Source organism: Rhizobium sp. P1_B8 (assembly GCF_056406515.1).
Genome location: NZ_JBFTZZ010000003.1, coordinates 20511 through 45079, shown reverse-complemented (window position 1 = coordinate 45079; position 24569 = coordinate 20511). Strand labels below are relative to the sequence as shown.

The following is a 24569-nucleotide window of genomic DNA, read 5'->3' as shown; positions in this document are numbered from 1 at the left end:
CTTTTGAAATGGATTTGCCTATGAGGGGGTTTAAATCGTCATTTCATGAGGTACAGCGCGTGACCGCTACATTCGATAAAGTTGCCGACATTATTGCAGAAACCAGCGAGATCGACCGCGCGACGATCACGCCGGAGAGCCATACGATCGACGACCTCGGTATCGACAGCCTCGATTTCCTCGACATCGTCTTCGCGATCGACAAGGAATTCGGCATCAAGATCCCGCTCGAAAAGTGGACGCAGGAAGTCAACGAAGGCAAGGTTTCCACCGAAGAATACTTCGTGCTGAAGAACCTCTGCGCCAAGATCGACGAGCTCAAAGCAGCCAAGGCCTGAGCGATATAACAGTCTTTTTTGAACGCCCTGCCGCCCTGAATATGGCGGCTGGGCGATTTTGTTCCTAAGTAGGCGTCACCGGCGGGCGGATCTGGCCTGTCGGGCCGGAGGATCCGAATGCTGCTGGAATATTTCCAGATGATCGACCGCGTGGAAGCGGTGGACCTGAAGAAGGGCACGCTTAAGGCGCGATCCGTCGTGCCGGCGAAGAGCCCTGTCTTCGAGGGTCATTTTCCCGGCATGCCCCTCGTTCCCGGCGTGCTCCTGATCGAGACCATGGCGCAGGCCTCCGGCATGCTGGTGCTTGCCGTCACCAATTTCGCCGCCATGCCCTTCCTGATGACAGTTGACGGCGCCAAGATGCGCACTTTCGTCGAACCGGAAGCCGTGCTCGACATCGAGGCAGTGCTCGAGCATGACGGTTCGGGTTTCGCGGTCACCAAGGCTAAAATCACCAGCGGCGGCAAGAAGGTCTGCGATGCGCAGCTGAAACTCCGCACCATGCCGTTTTCCGAGGTGCCGCTCGGCGATATCGTGAAGAAACGTGCCGGCGAGATAGGGCTTCTCGAAGCGATCGCGGCGCAGGGAGTGATTGGATGAGCAAGGCTGCAAACGACGTCGTCATCTCGGGCATCGGCATCGTCACCTGTCAGGGCGTCGGCAAGGATGCGCATATCGCGCTGCTTTCGGCCACCAGCACGCCGAAGGCGATCGTCGAGACCGAGAAGTTCAAGCCCTATCCGGTGCACCCGCTGCCGGAGATCGACTGGTCGCAGCAGATCGCCAAGCGCGGTGATCAGCGCCAGATGGAGAACTGGCAGCGCATCGGCGTCTTCGCCGCCGGCCTTGCGCTCGATGATGCCGGTTTCAAGGATGATATCGAAGCCTGCGGCACGATGGACATGATCGTGGCGGCCGGCGGCGGCGAGCGCGACATCAATGTCGACACACTAATCGTCGACGAAGCGCTGAAGCGCAATGACCGCGAGCTGCTGCTCAACGAGAAGCTGACGACCGAGCTGAGGCCAACGCTGTTCCTCGCCCAGCTTTCCAATCTGCTCGCCGGGAATATCTCGATCGTGCACAAGGTCACCGGCTCGTCGCGCACCTTCATGGGCGAGGAAGCGGCCGGCATATCCGCCGTCGAGACCGCCTTCTACCGCATCAAATCAGGCGAATCCTCGCATGCGCTTGTTGGAGGCGCCTTCGCGGCCGAACGGCCGGATATGATCCTGCTCACCGAAGCGATCGGCGCCCATGCGCGCGGCGACTGGGTGCCGCTCTGGTCGCGCAAGCCGAGCGACGGCGGCGGCATGATCACCGGTTCGGCAGGCGCCTTCCTGGTGCTCGAATCGCGCAAACACGCCGAAGCCCGCGGCGCCCATATCTATGCGGTCATCGACGCGGTCGAGGGTGACCGTGGCAACCGCAATTCCGGCAATCTCGAAGTCCGGCTGGAGCGGCTTTTGGCACCGGCTGCCGGGCTTGCGGCCGAAAGCACGGCGATCTTTTCCGGATCGACCGGCATGCACGATCTTGCCGCCCGTGAGCGGGCGGTGCTCGAACATCAATTGCCGGACTTTGCGATCCGCGGCTTCGGCGGCGTCACCGGCCATACGATTGAGACGCAGTTTACGCTGGGTCTTGCGCTCGCCGCCCTTGCCGTCGACGGCAAGGCCAAGGTTCCGCCCTTCGATGCCGCCCATGAGGCGCCGATGCGGGCAGGGGCCACCGCCGCCGTCGTGACCACGGTCGGACACCAGCGCGGCGAGGGCGTTGCCGTTCTTTCCGCAGATGCGTGAGGAGTGAGAGATATGACAGCTTCCGCTTATAGAGATCACCTCGGCCGTCCGATCGTGGCTGTTACCGGCATGGGCATCATCACCTCGCTCGGCCAGGGCCTCAGCGACAACTGGGCAGCGCTTTCGTCAGGCACGTCGGGCATCCACGAGATCAACCGCTTCCCGACCGAGGGCCTGTCGACGCGGATCGCCGGCACCGTCGATTTCATCGGCATTCCGGTGCCGAACGCCGTCGAGCGCTCCTATGCCTTTGCGCGCGAGACGACGATCGAGGCGCTGGCCGATGCCGGCCTTTCCGGTGATTTCAACGGCCCGCTATTCCTCGCCGCCCCGCCGATCGAGCCGGAATGGAGCGCGCGCTTCGAGCTTGCCGACCGTTCGCCGGCCTCCGACCATCCGGGTGATGCCTATGAGCGTTTCCTGACGGCGCTGCGCCAGCGTCCGGACCCGGCCTTCCATGAGGCGGCTCTGTTCGGCGCGATTTCAGAGCGCCTTGCCGACCGGTTCGGCACCCGCGGCCTTCCCGTGACGCTGTCGACCGCCTGTGCCTCCGGCGTCACGGCGATCCAGCTCGGCATCGAGGCAATCCGCCAGGGCCGCACGGATCGGGCGCTGACGGTCGCGACCGACGGATCGCTGAGTGCCGAAGCGCTGATCCGCTTCTCGTTGCTGTCAGCCCTTTCGACGCAGAACGATCCGCCGACCAAGGCTTCCAAGCCATTCAGCAAGGATCGTGACGGCTTCGTCATCGCCGAGGGCGCGGCGACCCTGGTGCTGGAATCGCTGGAATCAGCAGTCGCCCGCGGCGCCAAGGTGCTCGGCATCATGAGGGGCGCCGGCGACAAGGCCGACAGCTTCCACCGCACCCGGTCGTCGCCGGATGGCGGCCCGGCAATCGCGACGATCCGTGCAGCCCTTGCCGACGCCGGCATGGACGAGAGCGGCATCGGCTACATCAATGCGCACGGCACCTCGACGCCGGAGAACGACAAGATGGAGTATGGCTCGATGTCGGCTGTGTTCGGCGAGCGGCTCGTCGGCATTCCGGTTTCGTCGAACAAGTCGATGATCGGCCATACGCTGACGGCGGCGGGCGCTGTCGAGGCGGTGTTCTCGCTGCAGACGATGCTGACGGGAACGCTGCCGCCGACCATCAACTACAACAACCCCGATCCGTCGATCGTTCTCGATGTCGTGCCGAACAAGAAGCGGGAAGCACAGGTTTCAGCCGTGCTTTCCAACTCCTTCGGCTTCGGCGGGCAGAATGCCAGCCTTGTCATGGCGCTCGAACCGGCTTAAGCGGTTCCCGACAATTTTTCGAGACGAGATGACGCCTTCAGGCGAGGGATTTTGCCATGCGCGCTTTGCAACTGATCGACGACCGCAAGCTTGAGATCACCGATCTGCCGGAACCGGATGCTCCAGCCGCTGGCGAGGTGACGCTGCGCGTCAAGGCGGTCGCGCTGAACCATATCGACGTCTGGGGCTGGCGCGGCATGGCATTTGCCAAGCGCAAGATGCCGCTGGTCATCGGTGCGGAAGCCTCCGGCGTGGTGGAATCGATCGGGCCGGGCGTCGCCAACGTGCTGCCGGGCCAGCTCGTCTCCATCTACGGCGCGCGCACTTGCGGCCTCTGCCGCCCCTGCCGCGAAGGCCGCGACAATCTCTGCGAACATGTCTCGGGCGTGCACGGCTTCCATCTCGACGGCTTTGCGCAGGAGAAGGTCAACCTGCCGGCGCGCCTGCTGGTGCCGGCTCCTCCCGGCGTCGACGCGATCGGCGCGGCGCTTGCTCCGGTCACTTTCGGCACGGTCGAGCACATGCTGTTCGACAATGCCAAGCTTGAGCCGGGCGAGACCATCCTCGTCCATGCCGGCGGCTCCGGCATCGGCACGGCGGCAATCCAGCTTGCCAAGAAGATCGGCTGCACCGTCATCACCACGGTCGGCTCGGATGACAAGATCGAGAAGGCCAAGGCGCTCGGCGCCGATCACGTCATCAACTACCGCACCGACCGTTTCGAGGGTGTGGTGCGCAAACTCACCAAGAAGAAGGGTGTCGACGTCGTCTTCGAACATGTCGGCAAGGACACCTGGGCAGGCTCGATGCTCTGCATGAAGCGCGGCGGGCGGCTCGTCACCTGTGGCTCGACCTCGGGTGTTTCCACAGAGATGAACCTGATGATGCTGTTCCAGCAGCAGCTGAAGCTCTTCGGCTCGTTCGGTTGCCGTATGGAGAACATGGCGGATGCGATGCAGAAAATGGGCCGCGGGCTCGTCCATCCGGTCATCGATACCGAGGTCAGCTTCGGCGATATCGATCGGGCACTGGAGCGGATGGAATCGCGCCAGATCTTCGGCAAGATCATCCTGAAGATGGATTGACCGCGTGAAGCTGTTCATCACCCGGATCGTTCTAGCGCTCAGGAATTTCCAGCAATGGCTGGTGGCGCAGATGATGTTCGGCTTTCTGAATTTCCTGAAGCTGTTTCCCGCCGATGGCGCGATCCGCTTCGCCGACAGGATGATGCGCCGCCTCGGCCGGCTGACCAGCCGCCACAGACTTATGCTGACCAATCTGCGCAACGCCTTTCCTGAAAAGAGCGAGGCCGAGATCGAGGAGATCGCGCTCGCCAGTTGGGGCAATATGGGCCGGCTTGCTGCAGAATACGTCTTCCTTGACCAACTGTTCGACTATGATCCCGAAAAGTCGGAGCCGGGCAGGGTGGAGGTGTCGGGCGTCCCGATCTTCCTAGACCTGCGCGACAATCCGCGCCCCTTCATCGTCTTTACCGGCCATACCGCCAATTTCGAGCTGCTGCCGGTGGCGGGCGCCGCCTTCGGGCTCACGGTAACCGTGCTCTTTCGGCCGCCGAATAATCCCTATGTCGCCAAGAAAGTGTTCGACTTCAGGAGCGCGCGCATGGGCAAGCTGGTGCCCTCGCATGCCGGCTCCTCCTTCGCGCTCGCCCGTCAGCTGGAAGCAGGTCAGGGCGTGGGCGTGCTGGTCGACCAGAAATTCCGCAAGGGGCTGAAGGGTACCTTCTTTGGCCGCGACGTGAAGACCAATCCGCTGCTGCCAAAGCTGGTGCGCCAGTTCAACTGCGAAGTCTATCCGGCGCGTTGCATCCGTCTGCCGGGAAATCGCTACCGGCTGGAAATCGAGCCACGGCTAGACATGCCGCGCGACGCCAATGGCAATCTCGACCTGCCGGCGGCGGCCCAGCTGCTCAACGACAAGGTGGAAAGCTGGGTGCGGGAATATCCGGAACAGTGGCTCTGGTATCACGACCGCTGGCAAATCAAGCAGACGCTCGCGCCTTAGAGCAGGATGATTAAATAATTGGAGCACGATGTCGCGTGAAAACCGCTCACACTTTCGGCATCATGGTAAAAAAACGTCCACCCTCATTTATCAGCGGTGAAAAGCGGCAGGTGCTCTCGGATTGAAACTGAGGGCACTTCATGTTACCCGTCACCACCAAGACGCGAATAATGTCTACCGGAAAGCGCATTTTTGGGAAATGCAGCCATATGAGGTTTCGGACTCGTCTCTTGGGAAAATGGGAGTGGAGGCGTCTTGCTGGAGCTTTTTCGAGCTTTTTCCTTGCGTTGCGTGCAAATCGAGGAAGCCATACGCCTGGGCGACGACCAGCGCGTCACGGCGCTCGACCGCCATGTCGAGCCGCTGGTCGAGGCAATCCTTGCCTGCCGGGCAGTCAATCTGCTCGAAGTTTACATGCAACTGCAGTTTGTGAGCCATCTGATCAGCCAGGATGCCGACGACAGCGCCAGCGTCACGGAGCACACGTCGGTGCTTTCCTACCTGCTCGACCGCTATTTCGGGGCGCATGGGCCGGACTGGCGCGTGCCTTCGCCGCAGGATGTGCGCATCGAGCCGCCACCGGCCTATGTGCCTGATACCGACAATGGCCAGTTCCTCAACGCGGTAATCCTTGAAAGCCTGCCGGATCGCGTGGCGGTGCTGACAAGGGACTATCGCTACCTCTATTCCAATCCCGCCAACAGCGCCCATCTCAACAGGAAGCCGATGGAGCTCATCGGCCGCCACCTTTCCGAATTCATCGGCGAGGAGCGGTTTGCCGAATGCGCCAAGCATAAGCTCGACGCCTGTTTTGCCGGCGAACAGATCGACTATTCCTATGAGCGCCCGGCCGGCAGCGGCAAATCGCGACAGGTGCGCTGTCGCATGTCGCCGCTGCGCGATGCGGGCGGTACGGTGATCGGCGCCCTGCTCGTCATGGAAGATCTCGATCGGCTGTCGCAGGCTGCCTGATCCCGGTCGGCAGCCTTAGGCAGCCTGACCAACTCGGCTGCGTTGGGTAGTCTGGCTAAGCCGCCGCCCAGACGGCGAGCTCGTAACCATCGCGGTCGAGGAAGTGGAAGCGACGGCCGCCGGGAAAATCGGTGATCGGCCGGCAGATCGTGCCGCCGGCTCTTTCGACTGAGGTCAGCACTTCTTCCAGATCACTGGCATAGACGACGACAAGCGGGCCGCCGCCCGGCCGCACCGGTCCGAAATCGGTAAAGCCGCCCTTCAGCCGGCCATCGTCGAATTCGCAATAATTGGGGCCGTAATCGGTGAAGCGCCAGCCGAAGGCCGAGCCGTAAAAGGCTTTGGCGGCGGCAATGTCGGCGACGTTGAATTCGACATAGTCGATGCGGCGGTCGTGGTTTTCTGTCTTCTCGGCCATCTATCTCTCCATCAGGGCTTTCAGCATGGCGAGATCCTTCTCGACATGGGCGGCATCGGCGGAAAACTGTGTGTCGGTCATGCCGGGCAGACGCAGCAGCGTGAACATGACCTCGCAGCCATCGCCGTTCGGCACGATGCGCAGGGCATTATAAACCCTCAGGCCGGATTCGATCGTCACCGTATGGTCGATCACGCCGAATTTATTGGCAGGAACGAAGCTCACCTTGACGTTGCCGAGAGCGCCGTGGGCGATCCAGTCGGCGCCGTGAGGCTCTAAGCCAGTCGCAAGGCCAGAGGCCCAGAGCGGCATGTTCTCCGGCTTGCCGGCGAAGTCATAGACGTCGCGCCAGTCGCGCTCTATCGACAGGTGGATGATTTTCGCGGGCATTGTCGACATGGCTTGCAGGTCCCTGGCATTTGGTTTCGTCAGAATAACAGACCGGCCAGCAGCGTCTTGAACAAAACGGTCAATCGGCTCTTTGCCGTCTGCTGAGCTGGTCGAGAATGACGGCAGGTGTCAGCGTCGAGAGCTCGCCGACCTCGCGTGTCATGTGGGGCTGGTCGGCAAAGCCCGCTTCGAGCGCAAGGCGGGCAAGCGGCATCGCGCCCGACCTGTGGCAGAGGTCGAGGAAACGCTGGAACCGGCGAATCCGTTCCAGCGTCTTTGCGCCGTAGCCGAAATGGTGGTGGCAGCGGCGGCGCAGCTGCCTCTCACTCATGCCGAGGTGCTCGAGCAGGCTGGACGCCTGGCGAGAGCTGTCGGCGGCGGCGAAGATCATGGCGGCATCGCGGGCGGGCTCCTCCTCACCGCGCGCGGTCTCTTCGAGCAAGCGGCTAAACAGCGCCCTGGCGGCCGAGGGGTCGGGACAATCCGCAAGCCGCGCTTCGAATTCGGCGGTGTCCTTCCGGCCGATGTCAGCGAGGGGCACCGAGCAGCCGACCAGTGCCGAGAGCGGCGTCTTCAGCCAGGGGGCTGCGGCGCCGGGCGCAAAACGTGCGCCGATGACTGTCGCGCCCGGCCGGATGACGGGAAAGGACGCTGTCCTGTCGGGACCGGCGACAACCAGCCGGCCGTCGATCCAGAGGAGATCGCAATAACCGTCAGGCACGATCGCCACCATTGCCGGCGGTCCGTCATGAAGCGCATGCGACCAGAGGCGGCTGAAATGGCGTCGCAGCGCCGGCGGCGGCATAGACTCGCGGTAGCAGCCGGCGCGGGCCGCCAGGAGAGCCGTATCTTTTCGTCTTCCCGATGCCAATGCGATATCTCCCGAGGCGCTGATGATAACAGATAGGGCATTGCGGGCGGGGCGCACGAAAAAACTAGGGCTTCCGGAGTAGGCGCCAGCCGGCGGGTTGTCGGACAAGCGGCGATATTGCAAGCTTCATTTCATTGGCTTTTGCGAACCGATTAGACCCTTGCGAGACTTGCCGTTTGACCGAGACAGTGCCACAACACCGGTCCAAATGACACATCGGAGGTTTGTCGTGGAAAAGGCAGAAATCGGACTGATCGGTCTTGCGGTCATGGGCTCCAACCTGGCGCTCAACATCGCGGAGAAAGGCAATAAAATCGCGGTGTTCAACCGCACGCCGGAGAAAACCGACGAATTCTACGAAAGCGCCGGCGATCTGAAGAAGCAGATTATTCCCTGCAAGACGATCGAAGAGTTCGTCGATGCGATCCGGCCGCCGCGTCCGATCATCATCATGATCAAGGCGGGCGAGGCCGTCGACCAGCAGATGGAGCTGCTGCGCCCGCATCTCTCCAAGGGCGACATCATGATCGATGCCGGCAACGCCAATTTCCGCGACACCGTCGCCCGCTTCGACCGGCTGAAGAATACCGATCTGACCTTCATCGGCATGGGTGTTTCCGGCGGCGAAGAAGGTGCGCGCCATGGCCCGTCAATCATGGTCGGCGGCACCGAAGAGTCCTGGAAGCGCGTCGAGAAGGTGCTGACATCGATTGCCGCCCGCTACAATGACGAGCCCTGCGTCGCCTGGCTCGGCAATGACGGCGCCGGCCATTTCGTCAAGACCATCCATAACGGCATCGAATATGCCGACATGCAGATGATCGCCGAAATCTACGGCATCCTGCGCGACGGCCTCGGCAAGAGCGCCTCCGAAATCTCCGGCATCTTCGGCGAATGGAACAAGGGCCGGCTGAACTCCTACCTGATCGAAATCTCCGAGAAGGTGCTTGCGGCCACTGATCCGGTCTCCGGCGGGCCGATGGTCGACATGATCCTCGACAAAGCAGGCCAGAAAGGCACCGGCAAGTGGTCGGCGATCGAGGCGCAGAATATGGGCATTCCGGCAACGGCGATCGAAGCCGCCGTCGCCGCCCGCAGCCTCTCTTCGATGAAGTCGCAGCGCGAAGCCGCCGAAAAGATCTTCGGCACCCAGGCTGTGTCCTTCCCGATCGCTTACGGCCCCGAACTCAACAAGGATCTGGAACTGGCGCTGTTTGCCGCCAAGATCGGCGCCTATGCGCAGGGCTTCGCGGTGATGGCGGAAGCATCGCGCGAGTTTAACTGGTCGCTGCCGATGCCGACGATTGCCAGGATCTGGCGCGCCGGCTGCATCATCCGCTCGCAGTTCCTCGACGAGATCACCTCGGCTTTCACCAAGGCGCCTGATGCTGCCAACCTGATCGTCACGCCTGCCTTCTCCGACATGGTCAAGGAATCGATCCCGGCGCTACGCCGCGTCGTCGGTGCCGCGATTGCCGCCGGCCTGCCGGTTCCGGCGCTGACCTCGGCGCTGACCTATTTCGACGCCTATCGCCAGGCCAGGGGAACGGCAAACCTCATCCAGGCGCAGCGCGACTTCTTCGGCGCCCACGGTTTCGACCGCCTGGACGGCAAGGATTTCCACCACGGCCCCTGGGGCAGCGGTGCGTCGACCTTCTGAGGTTGCTGAGAAGAGATCGAGGAAAAGCCCGGCCGTCGCGCCGGGCTTTTTCGTCATTGTGCCCTCAAATTCTCCATCTACGATCCGCTGGGGTGGCGCTCCCTGCGCAGGCCCGATCGGATAGTCTGCAAGGCATCCAATTGCGGCGATCGGGCTAGATTGGTTGACCGACGTCGATGCGGTTCCCGTCGGGATCTTCAAACACGAATGCCCGCAATCCGTAGTCCTTGTCCTGAAGGCTTTTGATGATTCTTAACCCGTATTGCCGGCAAACCGTGTGCAGGGCATCGACATCGTCCACCATCAGGTGCGCAACATTGAAGTCCGCAGCCTTGTGGCTCGGCTGCAAGGTGAGATGCAGCTCCCCGCGATCACGCTTCAGGATCATGAAGCCGACAGGATTTCCGTTCTCGAATATTTTCTGGAAGCCGAGGACATTGGCATAAAAATCGTAGGCTTTGGTCATGTCCTTGACTGGCAGCATGGCGGCAATTCGTCCGAAACGAACACCGTGATCGGCGATATTATTCATCGCAGAACCTCTGGTTGCGAAGACGCTCACACCCTTCGGACGGTGCCGGCAGAGATTTCACGCTTCGATGTTTCGATCAGCAGGACGGTGCCCACGCCTCTCCGTCTATAGCCTCGGAAAATCCTCTGCGGAAGAGGGGCAACCGATTCCCGCGAGATTCGCGTGGGTCTACGACACTTCGTTTCAATAGGATAAGACGTTATTTATACACGACAACGCGCCCGAGGAATTGACCGTGATGCTGATCCGAGACGAAACGCCGGAGGATTTCGACGCGATCCATGATCTGACCTCGACCGCCTTCAAGCCGATGTCTTACAGCGACGGGACGGAAGCGGAGATTGTTCGAAGACTTCGTGAATACGGTGATCTGACAATATCGCTGGTCGCAGAGCAGCACGGCGAGATCCTGGGGCATGTCGCGTTTTCCCCGGTGACGATCGACGGCGCGCATGATGGCTGGTTCGGGCTGGGGCCGATATCGGTCAAGCCGGAGAGACAACGGCAAGGCATCGGTAAGGCGATGATTGCAAGAGGTCTCGAACTGCTGAACGAGATGGGTGCCAGCGGATGCGCGTTGATCGGCAATCCCGACATCTATAGCCGTGTCGGTTTCAGCAGCGACGGGCAACTGAAGTATCTCGACCTCGATACGCGGCTCGTGCAGCGGATTGTTTTTCGCGGATCCCGGCCAAGCGGGACGTTGCAATTCGCCCCGGCATTTGAAAGCTAGGATATTCCGTTCAACGGCCGAAACTTCAAAACCAAGCTGACAGAGAAGGCGGCGACATGTCCGAAACGGGCGCGATGACCATCCGAACCGAGCGTCTCAGGCTCCGCATGCCAGATATCGACGATTTCGCCGCCTATGCGCAGTTGATGGCGTCGCCGCGATCGCTCGGAATGGGCGGCCCGTTCGATCTGCGCGCGGCGTGGGGGATGTTCTGTCACGACGTCGCTCTCTGGCAGCTTTTCGGCCACGGAGCGCTGACGATGGAGCTCAGCGAAACTGGCGAATGCGTCGGTCAGGTAGGGATCAATCACGGGCCGCTCTTTCCAGAGAAGGAGCTCGGCTGGTTCGTCTATGCGGAATATGAGCGCAAGGGCTATGCTACCGAAGCGGCCTTGGCGCTGCGCGACTGGGCCTTTGCGACACTCAAGCTGCCATCGCTTGTCAGCTATATCGCTCCCGGCAATGCCGCATCCGTTGCGGTTGCGGAACGGCTGGGAGCGCGTCTCGATCCCGCAGCACCCCGAACCGATCCCGCCGATCTCGTTTACCGGCACCTCCCTTCCTGAAATGCGGAAGTGGTCTTGGGAACTGCATTGGTTGCGGACGTCTCAGTCCCTACATGTTGATCTGTTAGGATGTCGGGCTCCGCAAGAGATGGGGATATCGGATGACAGGCGCGAAGCGGGAACACTGGGACGAGGTCTACCGCACGAAAGCTGCCGACAGCGTCAGCTGGTATCAGCCGACGCCCGGGCCTTCCTTGCGAGCGCTGGACGAGCTGCAACTGCCGGTCACGGCCTCGCTGATCGATGTGGGCGGCGGCGCATCGAACCTTGTCGACCGTCTTATTGAGCGCGGGTGGTCCGACCTCACCGTCCTCGACATCGCCGCGCCGGCGCTTGAGGTCGCCAAGGCGCTGCTGCGGGATGAAGCCGACCGGATCGCCTGGGTGGTTGCTGACGTCACTTCATGGCAACCCGACCGGCATTACGATGTGTGGCACGACCGCGCCGTCTTTCACTTCCTCACCGAGCCCGAGCAGCGGCTGGCCTATCGGCATGCGCTCGAAACCGGCACGGCGCCGGACAGCGCCGTGATCATCGCCACCTTCGCGCCGGACGGGCCGGAACGGTGCAGCGGCCTGCCGGTCCAGCGCTACGACGCGGTAGCGCTTGCGAGTGAATTCTCGTCCACCTTCGCGCTTCAGCGCGACTGGCGCGAGGAGCACACGACACCCGCTGGTGGCCGGCAGTCGTTCCAGTGGTGCGTCTTTCGCAGGCGCTGAGCCCTCGGAGTGGGCGGCCGGGAGGCACGACCCTGATGATCGCGCTACTGCTGCCTCGTTTCCCGAGAGAGGCAGTCGAGGATGAAATCCGCCCGGTCTGCGACCGCGATTTTCGGCAGTATGATGATGTCGTAGCCGAGCGTCGGATAGATCGCGGCCAACCGGTCATATTCGTCGACAGCCTCGTCGAAGCCATGGCGCCGCTCGGGATCGGTCGTGTAGATTTCGGGCCATGGCGGGGTCAGAAAAACCCTCTGGTGATAGCGGTGGGCTACGCTCAATTTTTCCAGGATAGGTTCTCCGGTGAGGTGCTGAAGCGCTGCCGCCGCATCGACCAGCCCGCGATCGAAAAACATCCAGCCGGTCTGCTCACACGCCGCTGCATGGTCGGCGATCGCCATCTCGATCGCGCGGCGCGCAAAGGCCACCATGTCGACCCAGGGCAGGGCTGCGCCGTCGCCTTCAAGTTCTTGCTTGACGATGCGCCGGCCAGGCTCTTCGACGACGGCATGACCGCGGGCAACAAGCTCCTGAAGCAGCGTCGATTTCCCGCCGCCGGAACATCCCGAAATCAAGACCGACCTGTTCATGTTCAAGCTCCCATCTCAGGCGGCCCGACGGGCGCGCGCCAGGCCGTGGTCGACGAGCCTGTCGATGATTTCGGCGTATCCGACGCCGCTTGCCGCCATCGCTTTGGAATACATGCTGATATTGGTGAAGCCGGGGATGGTGTTGATTTCATTGACCAGGAACTGCATGTCATCAGTCAGGAAGAAGTCGATGCGGGCCATGCCGTCGCAACCGACGGCTCGGAAGGCGCTGGCGGCCACGTCGCGCATCGCGGTCTCGACCTCCTCGGGCAGTTCGGCCGGCACTTTCAGCGCCGCGCCCTTCTCGTCGATATATTTGGCGTCGTAACTGTAGAAGCCGTGGCTTTCGGCCGGCACGATCTCGCCCGGCCGGGAGACGAAGAGTTCTCCTGCCGCATTCTCCAGCACGCTGAATTCGATCTCGCGGCCGCGCACGAATTCCTCGGCGAGCAGCGTGCGATCATGGCGGAAGGCCTCAGTAAGGGCGCGCGCGAATTCCTGACTGGCATGGACCTTGGCAACGCCGACCGACGATCCCTGCCGCGCCGGCTTGATGAAGAGCGGAAGACCAAGTTCACCTTCGAGGGCTGCCAGTGAAGGGACAGCATCCTCATGGATCGTCACCGCTCGCGCAACAGGCACACCGGCTGCCCTCAGCAGGCGCTTGGCAATGTCCTTGTCGAGTGCTGCGGCGGAGCCGAGGATGCCGCAGCCGGCGAGTGGAACGCGGGCCACCTCCGCCACGCCTTGCACTGAGCCGTCTTCGCCATGCGGGCCGTGCAGCACAGGAAAGAGGATGTCGATCCTTGCCAGTTCATGCGGCGCGCCATGGACAGGGATCGCCAGCATCCGGCCCCGTCCGCCCGGCACGAGGCAGATTTCCGCACCCGATGAAGGTGTCGCCAATATGCCGTCTTCGAAACTGCTCAGCAGCCATTGCCCCTCACGGGTGATGAAGATGGGGAGGGCATCGTATTTTTCGGGCTTGAGCGCGCCCATGACATTGGTTGCCGAGAGCACGGAAACCTCATGCTCGGCCGAGCGGCCGCCGAAGAGCACGGCAATGCGCAGCCTGTGTGGGGAAGGTGTCATGAAAGCCTCCGAAACGATCTGGTGTTGAAAAGGTCAGGCGTCGACCGATATGCCGCGATTGGCGAAGAAGCGGTCGAAGACGGCAAGCGGCAGCGTCACATCGGCCTGGCTCGCCGCGTCGTGGCCGGACGGGTTGTGGAATCGGATTGCCCCCTGCGAGGCCGCCGTCACCAGCACCAGATGCCCGCCCTTCGACGGCGGCTCGCGCTCCGGCCAGCGGATGCCCGAGTTCACCGAGGCGATGAAGAACCGCCGCCTCGACAGAAGGTCGGGAATGGCCGATGTCTCGACGCCGGTCATCGTCTCCGCGCTAAGTGCGAAACGGTCGGTGGCGAAGCGGACGAAGGGCGCGTAGATCAGCCCTTTGATCGAGGCATCGAGTTCGTTGACGACATAACCGCCATAGGCGGTGCAGGCGCGGGCAAGCTCGAGTGTCGGATGGATCTCGCCGCGTGCGGCAAGAATCATCTTCAGGCAGGCCATGCCACAGACATTGACCGCCCAGCGCGCATATTCCTCGATCGTCGTGGCCCCAGAATGGCGCCAGAGCGAATCGCCCAGCAAGGCCTTTGATCCCTCGGCAAGCACCGGCAGTGTCATGCCGGGTGTTTCCCATTGGCTGAAATAAGGCACGCCGCTTTGCTGCATCCTGTCGATATCCCCCTGGTTCGTCTCATGAGATGGCCGGCAATCTTGGCTTTTTTCGAACCGATGCCCGCTTGCGAATCCAAGGCTAAGGTGCAGCTTTCTTCAGGTCCACTTAATTAAAGTAAGTATATAGGTTAGAAATTATGGCCAATTGATCAGCCGGGGAAACAGGCTTGGATTTCTTCCGATTGCGCACACTTCGCGAGCTTTCGCGCCGCGAGACGATGGCGGCGGTCGCCGACGCGCTGGGTATTTCCTCATCGGCCGTTTCTCAGCAGATCGCCCAACTGGAGGACGAAGTTGGAATCCCGCTCGTCGAGCGGCGCGGGCGAGGGGTGATGCTGACACCGGCCGGCCAGAGGCTCGTCCTGCATGCCGACCGGATATTCACCGTCGTCGAGGAAGCCAAAACCGATATTGCCGAGTTGCAGAACATCGTCGCCGGCGACTTGAGGATCGCCGCCCAACCCTCCGCGGCGTCCTCCTTCATCCCGGCCGCGATGCGCGAGCTCGCGATCCACCATCCGCATCTCAACATCGTCATGACGACGATGGGACCTGCCGAAGGCGTGGCCGCGCTCCGGGCCTGGCAGGCCGACATCGTCGTTGCCGACGACATATCCTTCGATCCGCACACGCTCGAGGGCACGGTCGACACGCTGTTCCTCTGCCGCGATCAGCTCTTCGCGCTTCTGCCCGCCGGCCACAGGCTGGAGAGCGAGCCCGTCATCGAACTCGCACAGCTGAGGGATGAACATTGGGCACTCGACGTCGCCTCCAGCGCCTATTCCATGGCGATCCGCCAGGCCTGCCGCGACATCGGTTTCGAGCCGCTCATCAACGGTTTCAGCGACAGTTTCGAAGTGGTGTTCGCGCTCGTCGAAGCCGGATGCTCGATTTCGGTGATGCCCGGACTGGCGCTTCGAGATTTTGGCGAAGGCCTCACCGTCAAGCCGCTGGCGCCAGCCGCCTACCGCGGCATCCATGCGATTAGCCGGCGCGGCGAGGTGCGCAACCCGAAGGTCGCGGCGGTGCTCGATCAACTGGTAAAGAGCGCGCCGCGGGATTTGAACAGATCCTGATTTTCGCGCGAATGCACTCTTGGCAGAAGCGATCATATCGGGCACTCTTGGTTCATGACTATGGCAACTCAAGCAGCAGACGTTCGCGCACGCGACGCACGACTTACCACCACGGCCTCCTGATCGGAGCCGGGTTAACACTGTCGTTTGCTTTCTCCTTATTTGCCTTGAGTCACCGTCCATGGACACCAGATCGTTTCCAAAGCCACATCGCGCTTTTTTCGTCCGGAGAGTCGCGCGGACGTTCTGCGTCGCAACTCCGCACGCGTTTCGACTTAGCCGCGGCTGCCGGACGTCACCGGAGCACCGGCAGCCGTAGCTGCTCCTGAACCAAAGAACGCCTCCATTTTTCAGGATACGCCGCCGCCAGAGCCGGTCGGCGCCAGGAGTGATGCATGCCTTATGATCCCAGGACGATCGAACCGAAGTGGCAGGCCTATTGGGCCGATCACCATATTTTTCGCGCGGAAATCGATCGGGCCAGGCCGAAATTCTACGCGCTCGACATGTTTCCGTATCCTTCGGGTGCGGGCCTGCATGTCGGCCATCCCCTTGGCTACACTGCCACGGATATAACGTGCCGCTACAAACGCATGCGCGGCTTCAACGTCCTGCATCCGATGGGATGGGACAGTTTCGGCCTGCCGGCGGAGCGCCACGCCATGCGGACTGGTGTGCATCCCGAGATCACGACGAAGCGCAATATCGAGACGTTTCGCGGACAGGTGCAAAGGTTGGGTTTCTCCTATGACTGGAGCCGCGAGTTCGCCACCACCGATCCTGCCTACGTGCGCTGGACACAGTGGATATTCCTGAAGCTGTTCGAGAAGGGCCTCGCCTATCAAGCCGAGGTCGCGGTCAACTGGTGCCCGGCACAGAACGCCGTGCTCGCCGACGAGGAGGTCAAGGACGGGTGTTACGTCGAGACCGGCGATCCCGTCATCCGCCGCAGGATGCGCCAGTGGATGCTGCGCATCACGGCTTATGCTGGCCGACTGCTGGAGGGACTGGATGGCCTCGATTGGCCCGAAAGCCTGAAAACCATGCAGCGCAACTGGATCGGGCGTTCTGAAGGGGCCGAAATCCGTTTTTCGCTCGAGCATGGCACGGAGGGCATTACCGTCTTCACGACGCGCCCCGAAACCCTATTCGGAGCAAGCTATATCGTGCTCGCACCGGAGCATCCCGCTGTCGCCACCACCGTCACGCCCGAAGCAAGAGAGGCGGTTGCCGCCTATATTGCCGAGGCCGAGGCATTGGAGGAAACGACGCGTACCGATGCTGGACGCGAGAAGACCGGCGTCTTCACCGGCGCCTATGCCGTCAATCCCGCAACCGGCGCCCGGCTACCGATCTGGGTGGCCGATTACGTCCTGGCGGGCTACGGCGCCGGCGCCTTGATGGCGGTGCCGGCCCATGATGCGCGGGACCACGCCTTTGCCTGCGCGCACGGCCTGCCGATCATTCGCGTGATCGACAGTGCGGACGACATCGAAAAGGCGGCCTTTGAGGGTGAGGGGAGGATGGTTAATTCCGACTTCCTGAATGGTCTGGCCGCGCCGGAGGCCAGGAAAGCCATGATTGCTTGGCTGCAGGCGAGTGGCGCAGGCTGGCCTAAAGTCACCTATCGCCTACGCGATTGGCTGTTTTCCCGCCAGCGCTACTGGGGCGAGCCGATACCGGTGCTGCATCTGGCGGATGGCTCGGTGATGCCGCTGCCCGAGGAATGCCTGCCGCTGCTGCCGCCTGAGCTGGACGACTACGCCCCGACGCCGGATGGCGAACCGCCGCTTGCCCGTGCGCATGCCTGGGTCGAAACGATCGTGCCGGCCACCGAGATTCCGGCACGGCGGGAGACTAACACGATGCCGCAATGGGCGGGCTCCTGCTGGTATTTTCTCAGATTCCTCGATCCCGGCAACGCCCGCGAGCCCGTCGGGCGCGAGGCCGAGCGCTATTGGATGCCGGTTGATCTCTACGTCGGCGGTGCCGAGCATGCGGTCCTGCATCTGCTCTATGCCCGCTTCTGGCACAAGGTTCTCTACGATATCAGGGTCGTTTCGACGGAAGAGCCGTTCCAGCGTCTGTTCAACCAGGGCATGATCCTTGCTCATTCCTACCGCGATGCGGCGGGCCGGTATTACGCGCCGTCTTCCGTCGTCGAAGAGCAGGGCAGATGGTTCGCTGGGCCGGTCGAAGTGCAGCGCGCCGTCGAGAAGATGTCGAAGTCGCGGTTGAACGTCGTCAATCCCGACGATGTCGTCGATCAGTTCGGGGCCGACGCCTTGCGGTTGTACGAAATGTTCATGGGGCCTCTGGATGCGGCAAAACCCTGGCAGACCGCTGGCGTGATCGGTGTGCGCCGGTTTCTAGAGCGCGCCTGGCGTATTGTTTGCGACGAGAGCGACGGACTCTCCTCAGCGGTGCAGGAGGCGGCCCCGAGCCCGCAGCTTCTGTGCTTGCGCCACCAGACGGTGAAGACCGTGACGGCGGATATCGACGCAATGCGGTTCAACACCGCGGTTTCCCGGCTGATGGAACTGGCCAATGCACTGACGGTAGAAGCCGCGCGTCCGCGCGAAGTGGTGGAGACATTCGTGTTGCTACTGGCACCCTTTGCGCCTCACATCGCGGAGGAGTTATGGAGCAAGCTTGGTCACGGGGAAACACTGACATGGGTTTCCTGGCCGACCTTCGACCCTGCGATGATCGAGATGGAAACCCGCGAATATGTCGTGCAGATAAACGGCAAGGTTCGCCACCGCTTCGAAGCTGCCGCCGACCTCGGCGAGGCGCTGCTGGCGGCGGCGCGATCGGAACCCGCTGTCATGGCCTTGCTCGACGGCAGAATGGTGGTCAAGGAAGTTTTGGTCCCGGGGCGACTGGTGAATTTCGTCGTCGCAGACCTGTGATGATCCAAAGCTGATCGTCGGATTTGAGCCCGACGGTCCGTTCCCTCAACCGACCGCCTACCTGCCGCTCTCCGGCCAAGTCGGCTGGCTGACGCTCTGCAGCAGTTCCGGTTCGACGCCGTCGATGCGGGCGATGACGGCTTTGGCCATTTCGCGGCCGGCTTGGCGCACGTCTTCCTGGGCGGTGATGATCTCGGGGCGGATCCAGTTCAGGATCGGTACCGATTGCTTGGAAACCATGTCGAGATCGCGGCCGAGCGCTTTGCCGGCGGCCTCGATGCCGGCATTGACGGCGATTGCCGCGCTACCGGCCGAACAGACGATACCGTCGGGGGCGTTGGCCGAGCGCATCATCACCTCGACGATGTCGCGGATGTCGGCGAGCGGGGCGTCGGTGTTGACGCGCAGCGGCACTTCCTCGGCGCCGTAATCATGCAGGCCGGTCTGGAAGCCGATGCGGATATGGGCGTAGTAGGTGAGCTTGCTCGGCGGCTGCAGCAGGGCAATGCGGCGCCGGCCGCGCTTGACGAGCTTTTCCACCGCCTGATGCGCGAAGGCCTCGTTGTCGAAATCGTGGAACGGGTGTGTGAGACCCGCGTCGGTGCGCCCATGTGTGGCGAAGGGCATGCCGCGCTCGCTCAATAGCCGCACGCGCGGATCATCCGGCTCGATGCGGGAGATGATGACGCCGTCCGCCGAGCCGGTATCAAGGATATAGCGCACCGGCAGCATCGGGTCCTTGCTGTGGGAATGCGGCGTGATGACGATATGATAGGGCGTGCCGGATAGCACCTCGGAGATGCCGAAGACCATCTGGCTCGAGAAGCCCATGATCTCCTCGTCGATGCTGAGAACGAGGGCAATGACGTTGGTCTTGCCGGTGCGCAGGCGCACACCTGCCCTGTTCGGCTGGTAGCCAAGCTGGCGGGCGACCATGCGCACCCGCTCCTTGGTTTCCGCCCCGATATCCGGCGCATCCTTCAGCGCGCGCGACACCGTCGTCACGCCAAGGCCGGTCATGTAGGCGATCGTCTTCAACGTCGGGCGCTCGCGCGCTGCCGGCGTCGATGCCGTGTTCTCGAAATTTCCCTTGTTTTCCATCCCTTTAGGCCTGCCTCGCGCGAATTGGTGTCGCTTATAGAGGCTTTTTCCAGCGTCGTAAGCCCGCCGCCTGCCAAAATCGCGCCTCCCTGAGGAATGCAATCTGTAACGATACAGTAGAAATGTCGAGTGCTTTTTGTTGTGTGCGTTGCAACATTGTACGCATAGGTTGAATCGGCAATTCGTGCTCTGTTTTTTTGCGATTGCGAAGAGGCTGAATCGCACGGCTCAATTTATCGTGCAAAATTATTATGTTTATTCAAATAGATAAATTGAAAACGCATGTGCGAGAACGGCCGACTGTATTTCGCTTCAGGGGATGCGGCGCTTCCGATGGAAACAGGCAGAAGTAGCATTTCCCGTTATCGCGGAAAAATTTGCCTGCGGGCAGTTGCGTGGAGAAATCGATTGATCTAAGTTTTTCCGGCAACGTTTCAGTGAGGGAGGAGAACTCATGAAAATCCGTATAATGGCGGCCGTGCTTGCCGCTTCGGTCGCGCTTCCGTTCGGCGCCGCCAACGCCACCGATCTCGAAGTCACGCACTGGTGGACTTCGGGCGGCGAATCCGCTGCCGTCGCCGAGCTGGCAAAGGCATTCGACGCCACCGGCAACCACTGGGTCGACGGTGCTATCGCCGGTTCCGGCGGCACTGCCCGTCCGATCATGATCAGCCGCATCACTGGCGGCGACCCGATGGGCGCCACCCAGTTCAACCATGGCCGCCAGGCCGAGGAACTCGTTCAGGCCGGCCTGATGCGCGACCTGACCGATGTGGCGACCGCCGAGCACTGGAAGGATATCATTCGTCCGTCGAGCCTGCTCGATTCCTGCACCATCGACGGCAAGATCTACTGCGCTCCCGTCAACATCCACTCCTGGCAGTGGTTGTGGCTTTCGAACGCCGCCTTCAAGAAGGCCGGCGTCGAGGTTCCGAAGAATTGGGATGAATTCGTCGCTGCGGCTCCGGCTCTCAAAAAGGCCGGCATCATTCCGCTCGCCGTCGGCGGTCAGCCGTGGCAGGCGACAGGCGCCTTCGACGTGCTGATGGTTGCGGTTGCCGGTAAGGATACCTTCAACAAGGTCTTCAAGGACAAGGACGCTGAAGTTGCCGCCGGTCCCGAAATCGCCAAGGTGTTCAAGGCGGCCGACGATGCTCGGCGCATGGCCAAAGGCAGCAACGTCCAGGATTGGAACCAGGCCACCAACCTTGTCATCACAGGCAAGGCCGGCGGCCAGATCATGGGCGACTGGGCGCAGGGTGAGTTCGCGCTCGCCGGTCAGAAGGCCGGTACCGACTATACCTGCCTGCCGGGCCTCGGCGTGAACGAGATCATCTCGACTGGCGGCGACGCCTTTTACTTCCCGCTGCTGAAGGACGAAGAAAAGTCCAAGGCGCAGGCCGTTCTTGCCAAGACCCTGCTCGATCCCAAGACCCAGGTTGCCTTTAACCTGAAGAAGGGTTCGCTGCCGGTTCGCGGCGACGTCGATCTCGCTGCCGCCAACGATTGCATGAAGAAGGGTCTCGACATCCTGGCCAAGGGCAACGTGATCCAAGGCACCGACCAGCTGCTTTCGGCCGACAGCCAGAAGCAGAAGGAAGACCTTTTCTCCGAATTCTTCGCCAATCCGTCGATGACACCGGAAGACGCTCAGAAGCGTTTCGCCGGGATCATCGCTTCAGCTGACTGATCAGCAGATTCGCTGCCCTTGCGGTCCGGCTCCCATCGGGGCCGGATCGTTCCGGACGGTCGGTGATGGTCCGGCGGGCGGCGGCGTCTCTCTGGTATCTTCAGCAGGTTTCAGAGGTGGAGACGACAGGCGGCGCCTTGCCGATCTGTCACTGGTCGCAGCTGCGATTTGAGGAGAAGTATTCATGACGGGTCAAGCGCGAGCAGGCCGGCCAAATAAGCTACTGCGCAATCTGAATGCCAAGATTGCGTCCATTCCGATGATCCTGACGGCGCTGGTGATCTTTGTCGGCGGCACGTTTTGGACGGTCTTTTATTCATTCACCAATTCCAAGCTCCTTCCGCGGTTGAGCTTTGTCGGCTTCGATCAGTACCAGCGCCTCTGGGCGGCACCCCGCTGGGTGACGGCGATCGAGAATCTGGCTGTCTACGGCATCCTCTCGCTGATTTTCAGCCTGGTCATCGGTTTCATGCTCGCGGCGCTGATGGACCAGAAGATCCGTTTCGAAAACACTTTCCGCACCATCTTTCTTTATCCCTTCGCGCTGTCCTTCATCGTGACGGGCCTCGTCTGGCAATGGGTTCTGAACCCCGATTTCGGCATTCAGGCGGTGGTGCGCTCGATGGGGTGGACGAGTTTCACCTTCAATCCGCTCTATACGCCTGAAATCGTCATCTACGGCATTCTGATCGCGGCGCTGTGGCAGGGAACGGGCCTCGTCATGTGCCTGATGCTTGCCGGCCTGCGTGGGATCGACGAGGACATCTGGAAAGCGGCGCGCGTGGACGGCATTCCGATGTGGAGGACCTATCTCTTCATCGTGATCCCGATGATGCGGCCGGTCTTTATCACGACGATCGTGATCATCGCCTCCGGCATCGTCAAGGTCTACGACCTCGTGGTCGCGCAGACATCGGGCGGACCGGGCATCTCCTCGGAAGTGCCGGCGAAATATGTCTACGATTACATGTTCCAGGCGCAGAACCTGGGGCAGGGCTTTGCTGCCTCGACCATGATGCTCGTCACAGTCGCGATCATTATCGTTCCGTGGGCCTATCTGGAATTCGGCGGAGGGCGCAAGCGTGGCTGATGTAGGAACTCTCAACACCACCGCGGCCGGCATCGACGCCGTCGCGCCTAAACTCGCCGAAGGCCCCAGCGGCCCCAGGCCGCGCCCGGCGGTGTCGGCGCGCAACATCATGCTCTACGGCACGCTTATCATTGCAGCGCTCTACTATCTGTTGCCGCTCTATGTGATGGTGGTGACGTCGCTGAAGGGTATGCCCGAAATCCGGCTCGGCAACATCTTTTCGCCGCCGGTAGAGATCACCTTCGAGCCCTGGGTGAAAGCCTGGGCGCAGGCTTGTACCGGGCTCAACTGCGATGGCCTGTCGCGCGGTTTCTGGAATTCGGTGCGCATCACGGTGCCATCGGTCATCATCTCGATCGCGATCGCCTCGGTGAACGGCTACGCGCTGGCGAACTGGCGCTTCAGAGGATCTGAGCTTTTCTTCTCGATCCTGATCATCGGCGCATTCATTCCCTATCAGGTGATGATCTATCCGATCGTCATCATCCTGCGCGAAATCGGCATATACGGCACGCTGAGTGGCCTCGTGATCGTGCATTCGATCTTCGGCATGCCGATCCTGACGCTGCTCTTCCGCAATTATTTCGTGTCGCTGCCGGAGGAACTGTTCAAGGCGGCGCGTGTCGACGGGGCGGGCTTCTGGCAGATCTTCCTGCGCATCATGCTGCCGATGTCGCTGCCGATCTTCGTAGTCGCGATGATCCTGCAGGTAACCGGCATCTGGAACGACTTCCTGTTCGGCGTGGTGTTCACCCGGCCGGATACCTATCCGATGACCGTGCAGCTCAACAACATCGTCAATTCCGTCCAGGGCGTGAAGGAATACAACGTCAACATGGCGGCAACGATCCTGACGGGTCTCGTGCCGCTCATCGTCTACTTCGTGTCGGGACGGCTTTTCGTCCGCGGCATCGCCGCCGGCGCAGTGAAGGGTTGATCTCATGAATATGAATGCAAGCGTCTCCATCAAGGATCTGTCCCTGAATTTCGGCGCGGTGAGCGTGCTGAAGGATCTCAATCTCGACATCAACGACGGCGAATTCCTCGTGCTGCTCGGCTCGTCCGGCTGCGGCAAGTCGACCTTGCTGAATTGCATCGCCGGCCTGCTCGATGCGTCGGAAGGGCAGATCTTCATCAAGGGCAAGAACGTTACCTGGGAAGAGCCCAAGGACCGCGGCATCGGCATGGTGTTCCAGTCCTATGCGCTCTATCCGCAGATGACCGTCGAGAAGAACCTGTCCTTCGGTCTTCGCGTCGCCAAGGTGCCGCAGGCAGAGATCGACAAGCGGGTGGCGCGCGCCTCCGAAATCCTGCAGATTCAGCCGCTCCTGAAGCGCAAGCCGGCCGAGCTTTCCGGCGGCCAGCGCCAGCGCGTGGCGATCGGCCGGGCACTGGTGCGCGATGTCGACGTCTTCCTGTTCGACGAGCCTCTGTCCAACCTCGACGCCAAACTTCGCTCGGAGCTGCGCGTTGAGATCAAGCGCCTGCACCAGTCGCTGAAGAACACGATGATCTACGTCACCCACGACCAGATCGAGGCGCTGACGCTTGCCGACCGCATCGCCATCATGAAGAGCGGCATCATCCAGCAGCTCGACGATCCGACGACGATCTACAACAGGCCGCGCAATCTGTTCGTCGCCGGCTTCATCGGTTCGCCGTCAATGAATTTCCTGCATGGCGAGCTGGTCAAATCAGGCGACGGCATTGCCTTTTTGGCCAACGGCGTCATTTTCTCGCTCGCTGCCTACGACGCTAGCGAGACGTTGCAGCCCGGCCGCAAAGTGGTGCTCGGCGTCCGTCCAGAACACATCAAGGTCAACGAGAATACCGGCGGCGAAGAACATGACGCCACCGTCGATATCGAGGAGCCGATGGGCGCGGACAATCTGCTGTGGCTGAAACATGCCGGTCACACGATGTCGGTACGTGTCAACGGTGCGCGCCGCTTCAACGTCGGAGCCAAGGTGAAGCTCAGCTTCGACATGACGGTCGCCTCGGTCTTCGATGCCGAAAGCGAGCTGCGTCTCTAGAGAACT

25 protein-coding genes are annotated in these 24569 nt (G+C 61.7%); 17 read left to right on the top strand and 8 right to left on the bottom strand.

Annotation, left to right across the window (positions count from 1 at the left end; genetic code table 11):
- The first annotated feature begins 59 nt into the window (after positions 1–59).
- From AC1D2N_RS05830 to AC1D2N_RS05800, 7 genes are all read left to right on the top strand, one after another.
- A complete protein-coding gene (locus AC1D2N_RS05830) occupies positions 60–338 on the top strand; it encodes an acyl carrier protein (protein ID WP_003540486.1) in 279 nt (92 codons plus the stop codon).
- Between the two features lie 117 nt (positions 339–455).
- Positions 456–938, top strand: a complete 483-nt coding sequence (locus AC1D2N_RS05825) for a 3-hydroxyacyl-ACP dehydratase FabZ family protein (RefSeq protein ID WP_003540474.1) — start codon at positions 456–458, stop codon at positions 936–938.
- Positions 935–2140: a beta-ketoacyl-ACP synthase gene (locus AC1D2N_RS05820; RefSeq protein WP_018242383.1), complete on the top strand. Its 1206-nt coding sequence runs from the start codon at positions 935–937 to the stop codon at positions 2138–2140. Before AC1D2N_RS05825 ends, AC1D2N_RS05820 begins: the two co-directional genes overlap by 4 nt.
- Before the next feature lie 12 nt (positions 2141–2152).
- Entirely contained in the window at positions 2153–3439 is a 1287-nt protein-coding gene (locus AC1D2N_RS05815; protein WP_130729075.1) for a beta-ketoacyl-ACP synthase, read from the top strand.
- A 56-nt stretch (positions 3440–3495) separates the two neighbouring features.
- Positions 3496–4524, top strand: a complete 1029-nt coding sequence (locus AC1D2N_RS05810) for a zinc-binding dehydrogenase (RefSeq protein WP_018242381.1) — start codon at positions 3496–3498, stop codon at positions 4522–4524.
- 4 nt (positions 4525–4528) lie between these two features.
- Positions 4529–5464, top strand: coding sequence for a lipid A biosynthesis lauroyl acyltransferase (locus AC1D2N_RS05805; RefSeq protein ID WP_130729074.1), 936 nt, complete (start codon positions 4529–4531; stop codon positions 5462–5464).
- Positions 5465–5719: 255 nt separating this feature from the next.
- Positions 5720–6436, top strand: coding sequence for a PAS domain-containing protein (locus AC1D2N_RS05800; protein WP_130729073.1), 717 nt, complete (start codon positions 5720–5722; stop codon positions 6434–6436).
- A 55-nt stretch (positions 6437–6491) separates the two neighbouring features.
- On the opposite strand, the gene AC1D2N_RS05795 is transcribed toward AC1D2N_RS05800, so the two are convergent.
- The 3 genes from AC1D2N_RS05795 to AC1D2N_RS05785 all read right to left on the bottom strand — a co-directional run bounded on the left by AC1D2N_RS05795 (position 6492) and on the right by AC1D2N_RS05785 (position 8115).
- Complete coding sequence (locus AC1D2N_RS05795) at positions 6492–6854, bottom strand: VOC family protein (RefSeq protein ID WP_018242378.1); 363 nt, start codon at positions 6852–6854, stop codon at positions 6492–6494.
- Positions 6855–7253 (bottom strand): SRPBCC family protein, encoded by a 399-nt coding sequence (locus AC1D2N_RS05790; protein WP_130729072.1) that lies wholly within the window; start codon positions 7251–7253, stop codon positions 6855–6857.
- Between the two features lie 70 nt (positions 7254–7323).
- Positions 7324–8115, bottom strand: coding sequence for a helix-turn-helix domain-containing protein (locus tag AC1D2N_RS05785; RefSeq protein WP_130729071.1), 792 nt, complete (start codon positions 8113–8115; stop codon positions 7324–7326).
- Positions 8116–8323: 208 nt separating this feature from the next.
- On the opposite strand from AC1D2N_RS05785, the gene gndA reads away from it, so the two are divergent.
- A complete protein-coding gene (gene gndA / locus AC1D2N_RS05780) occupies positions 8324–9775 on the top strand; it encodes an NADP-dependent phosphogluconate dehydrogenase (RefSeq protein ID WP_193446537.1) in 1452 nt (483 codons plus the stop codon).
- Between the two features lie 154 nt (positions 9776–9929).
- On the opposite strand, the gene AC1D2N_RS05775 is transcribed toward gndA, so the two are convergent.
- Positions 9930–10307 carry a VOC family protein gene (locus tag AC1D2N_RS05775; protein WP_130729069.1) on the bottom strand — a complete coding sequence of 126 codons (378 nt, stop codon included), beginning with the start codon at positions 10305–10307 and terminating at the stop codon, positions 9930–9932.
- 238 nt (positions 10308–10545) lie between these two features.
- Between AC1D2N_RS05775 and AC1D2N_RS05770 the strand changes: the two genes are divergently transcribed.
- The 3 genes from AC1D2N_RS05770 to AC1D2N_RS05760 all read left to right on the top strand — a co-directional run bounded on the left by AC1D2N_RS05770 (position 10546) and on the right by AC1D2N_RS05760 (position 12325).
- On the top strand, positions 10546–11040 hold the full coding sequence (locus AC1D2N_RS05770; protein WP_130729481.1) for a GNAT family N-acetyltransferase: 495 nt from the start codon (positions 10546–10548) through the stop codon (positions 11038–11040).
- A gap of 56 nt (positions 11041–11096) precedes the next feature.
- Positions 11097–11606, top strand: a complete 510-nt coding sequence (locus AC1D2N_RS05765; protein ID WP_018242372.1) for a GNAT family N-acetyltransferase — start codon at positions 11097–11099, stop codon at positions 11604–11606.
- Positions 11607–11707: 101 nt separating this feature from the next.
- On the top strand, positions 11708–12325 hold the full coding sequence (locus AC1D2N_RS05760; RefSeq protein ID WP_130729068.1) for a class I SAM-dependent methyltransferase: 618 nt from the start codon (positions 11708–11710) through the stop codon (positions 12323–12325).
- Between the two features lie 44 nt (positions 12326–12369).
- On the opposite strand, the gene AC1D2N_RS05755 is transcribed toward AC1D2N_RS05760, so the two are convergent.
- Genes AC1D2N_RS05755 through AC1D2N_RS05745 form a run of 3 tightly spaced genes read right to left on the bottom strand, consistent with a single transcriptional unit; the run spans position 12370 to position 14655 of the window.
- Positions 12370–12915, bottom strand: coding sequence for an AAA family ATPase (locus tag AC1D2N_RS05755; RefSeq protein ID WP_130729067.1), 546 nt, complete (start codon positions 12913–12915; stop codon positions 12370–12372).
- Positions 12916–12930: 15 nt separating this feature from the next.
- Positions 12931–14007: a D-alanine--D-alanine ligase family protein gene (locus tag AC1D2N_RS05750; RefSeq protein WP_130729066.1), complete on the bottom strand. Its 1077-nt coding sequence runs from the start codon at positions 14005–14007 to the stop codon at positions 12931–12933.
- 33 nt (positions 14008–14040) lie between these two features.
- A complete protein-coding gene (locus AC1D2N_RS05745; RefSeq protein WP_130729065.1) occupies positions 14041–14655 on the bottom strand; it encodes a C39 family peptidase in 615 nt (204 codons plus the stop codon).
- Positions 14656–14828: 173 nt separating this feature from the next.
- Between AC1D2N_RS05745 and AC1D2N_RS05740 the strand changes: the two genes are divergently transcribed.
- On the top strand, positions 14829–15737 hold the full coding sequence (locus tag AC1D2N_RS05740) for a LysR family transcriptional regulator (RefSeq protein WP_130729064.1): 909 nt from the start codon (positions 14829–14831) through the stop codon (positions 15735–15737).
- Between the two features lie 395 nt (positions 15738–16132).
- Positions 16133–18649 carry a leucine--tRNA ligase gene (gene leuS, locus AC1D2N_RS05735; RefSeq protein WP_130729063.1) on the top strand — a complete coding sequence of 839 codons (2517 nt, stop codon included), beginning with the start codon at positions 16133–16135 and terminating at the stop codon, positions 18647–18649.
- A 57-nt stretch (positions 18650–18706) separates the two neighbouring features.
- Here leuS and AC1D2N_RS05730 read toward each other — a convergent pair whose 3' ends face one another.
- Positions 18707–19750: a LacI family transcriptional regulator gene (locus tag AC1D2N_RS05730; protein ID WP_018242366.1), complete on the bottom strand. Its 1044-nt coding sequence runs from the start codon at positions 19748–19750 to the stop codon at positions 18707–18709.
- 454 nt (positions 19751–20204) lie between these two features.
- Here AC1D2N_RS05730 and AC1D2N_RS05725 point away from each other — a divergent pair, with 454 nt between their 5' ends.
- The 4 genes from AC1D2N_RS05725 (at position 20205) to AC1D2N_RS05710 (ending at position 24563) form a co-directional block, all read left to right on the top strand.
- Entirely contained in the window at positions 20205–21440 is a 1236-nt protein-coding gene (locus AC1D2N_RS05725; protein ID WP_130729062.1) for an ABC transporter substrate-binding protein, read from the top strand.
- A gap of 184 nt (positions 21441–21624) precedes the next feature.
- Positions 21625–22530, top strand: a complete 906-nt coding sequence (locus AC1D2N_RS05720) for a carbohydrate ABC transporter permease (RefSeq protein WP_018242364.1) — start codon at positions 21625–21627, stop codon at positions 22528–22530.
- Complete coding sequence (locus tag AC1D2N_RS05715) at positions 22523–23467, top strand: carbohydrate ABC transporter permease (RefSeq protein WP_018242363.1); 945 nt, start codon at positions 22523–22525, stop codon at positions 23465–23467. The genes AC1D2N_RS05720 and AC1D2N_RS05715 overlap by 8 nt, the downstream gene beginning before the upstream one ends.
- A 4-nt stretch (positions 23468–23471) precedes the next feature.
- Complete coding sequence (locus AC1D2N_RS05710; protein ID WP_003540428.1) at positions 23472–24563, top strand: ABC transporter ATP-binding protein; 1092 nt, start codon at positions 23472–23474, stop codon at positions 24561–24563.
- Positions 24564–24569: the final 6 nt, after the last annotated feature.

Bases quoted from the DNA above. Each gene is read 5' to 3' on its own strand.
- leuS (WP_130729063.1), top strand. From the start codon at position 16,133: ATGCCTTATGATCCCAGGACGATCGAACCGAAGTGGCAGGCCTATTGG.
- AC1D2N_RS05720 (WP_018242364.1), top strand. From the start codon at position 21,625: ATGACGGGTCAAGCGCGAGCAGGCCGGCCAAATAAGCTACTGCGCAAT.
- AC1D2N_RS05790 (WP_130729072.1), bottom strand. From the start codon at position 7,253: ATGTCGACAATGCCCGCGAAAATCATCCACCTGTCGATAGAGCGCGAC.
- AC1D2N_RS05820 (WP_018242383.1), top strand. From the start codon at position 935: ATGAGCAAGGCTGCAAACGACGTCGTCATCTCGGGCATCGGCATCGTC.
- AC1D2N_RS05795 (WP_018242378.1), bottom strand. From the start codon at position 6,854: ATGGCCGAGAAGACAGAAAACCACGACCGCCGCATCGACTATGTCGAA.
- AC1D2N_RS05750 (WP_130729066.1), bottom strand. From the start codon at position 14,007: ATGACACCTTCCCCACACAGGCTGCGCATTGCCGTGCTCTTCGGCGGC.
- AC1D2N_RS05710 (WP_003540428.1), top strand. From the start codon at position 23,472: ATGAATATGAATGCAAGCGTCTCCATCAAGGATCTGTCCCTGAATTTC.
- AC1D2N_RS05760 (WP_130729068.1), top strand. From the start codon at position 11,708: ATGACAGGCGCGAAGCGGGAACACTGGGACGAGGTCTACCGCACGAAA.
- AC1D2N_RS05765 (WP_018242372.1), top strand. From the start codon at position 11,097: ATGTCCGAAACGGGCGCGATGACCATCCGAACCGAGCGTCTCAGGCTC.
- AC1D2N_RS05810 (WP_018242381.1), top strand. From the start codon at position 3,496: ATGCGCGCTTTGCAACTGATCGACGACCGCAAGCTTGAGATCACCGAT.
- AC1D2N_RS05755 (WP_130729067.1), bottom strand. From the start codon at position 12,915: ATGAACAGGTCGGTCTTGATTTCGGGATGTTCCGGCGGCGGGAAATCG.
- AC1D2N_RS05745 (WP_130729065.1), bottom strand. From the start codon at position 14,655: ATGCAGCAAAGCGGCGTGCCTTATTTCAGCCAATGGGAAACACCCGGC.
- AC1D2N_RS05815 (WP_130729075.1), top strand. From the start codon at position 2,153: ATGACAGCTTCCGCTTATAGAGATCACCTCGGCCGTCCGATCGTGGCT.
- AC1D2N_RS05775 (WP_130729069.1), bottom strand. From the start codon at position 10,307: ATGAATAATATCGCCGATCACGGTGTTCGTTTCGGACGAATTGCCGCC.
- AC1D2N_RS05770 (WP_130729481.1), top strand. From the start codon at position 10,546: ATGCTGATCCGAGACGAAACGCCGGAGGATTTCGACGCGATCCATGAT.
- gndA (WP_193446537.1), top strand. From the start codon at position 8,324: ATGACACATCGGAGGTTTGTCGTGGAAAAGGCAGAAATCGGACTGATC.
- AC1D2N_RS05725 (WP_130729062.1), top strand. From the start codon at position 20,205: ATGAAAATCCGTATAATGGCGGCCGTGCTTGCCGCTTCGGTCGCGCTT.
- AC1D2N_RS05730 (WP_018242366.1), bottom strand. From the start codon at position 19,750: ATGGAAAACAAGGGAAATTTCGAGAACACGGCATCGACGCCGGCAGCG.
- AC1D2N_RS05825 (WP_003540474.1), top strand. From the start codon at position 456: ATGCTGCTGGAATATTTCCAGATGATCGACCGCGTGGAAGCGGTGGAC.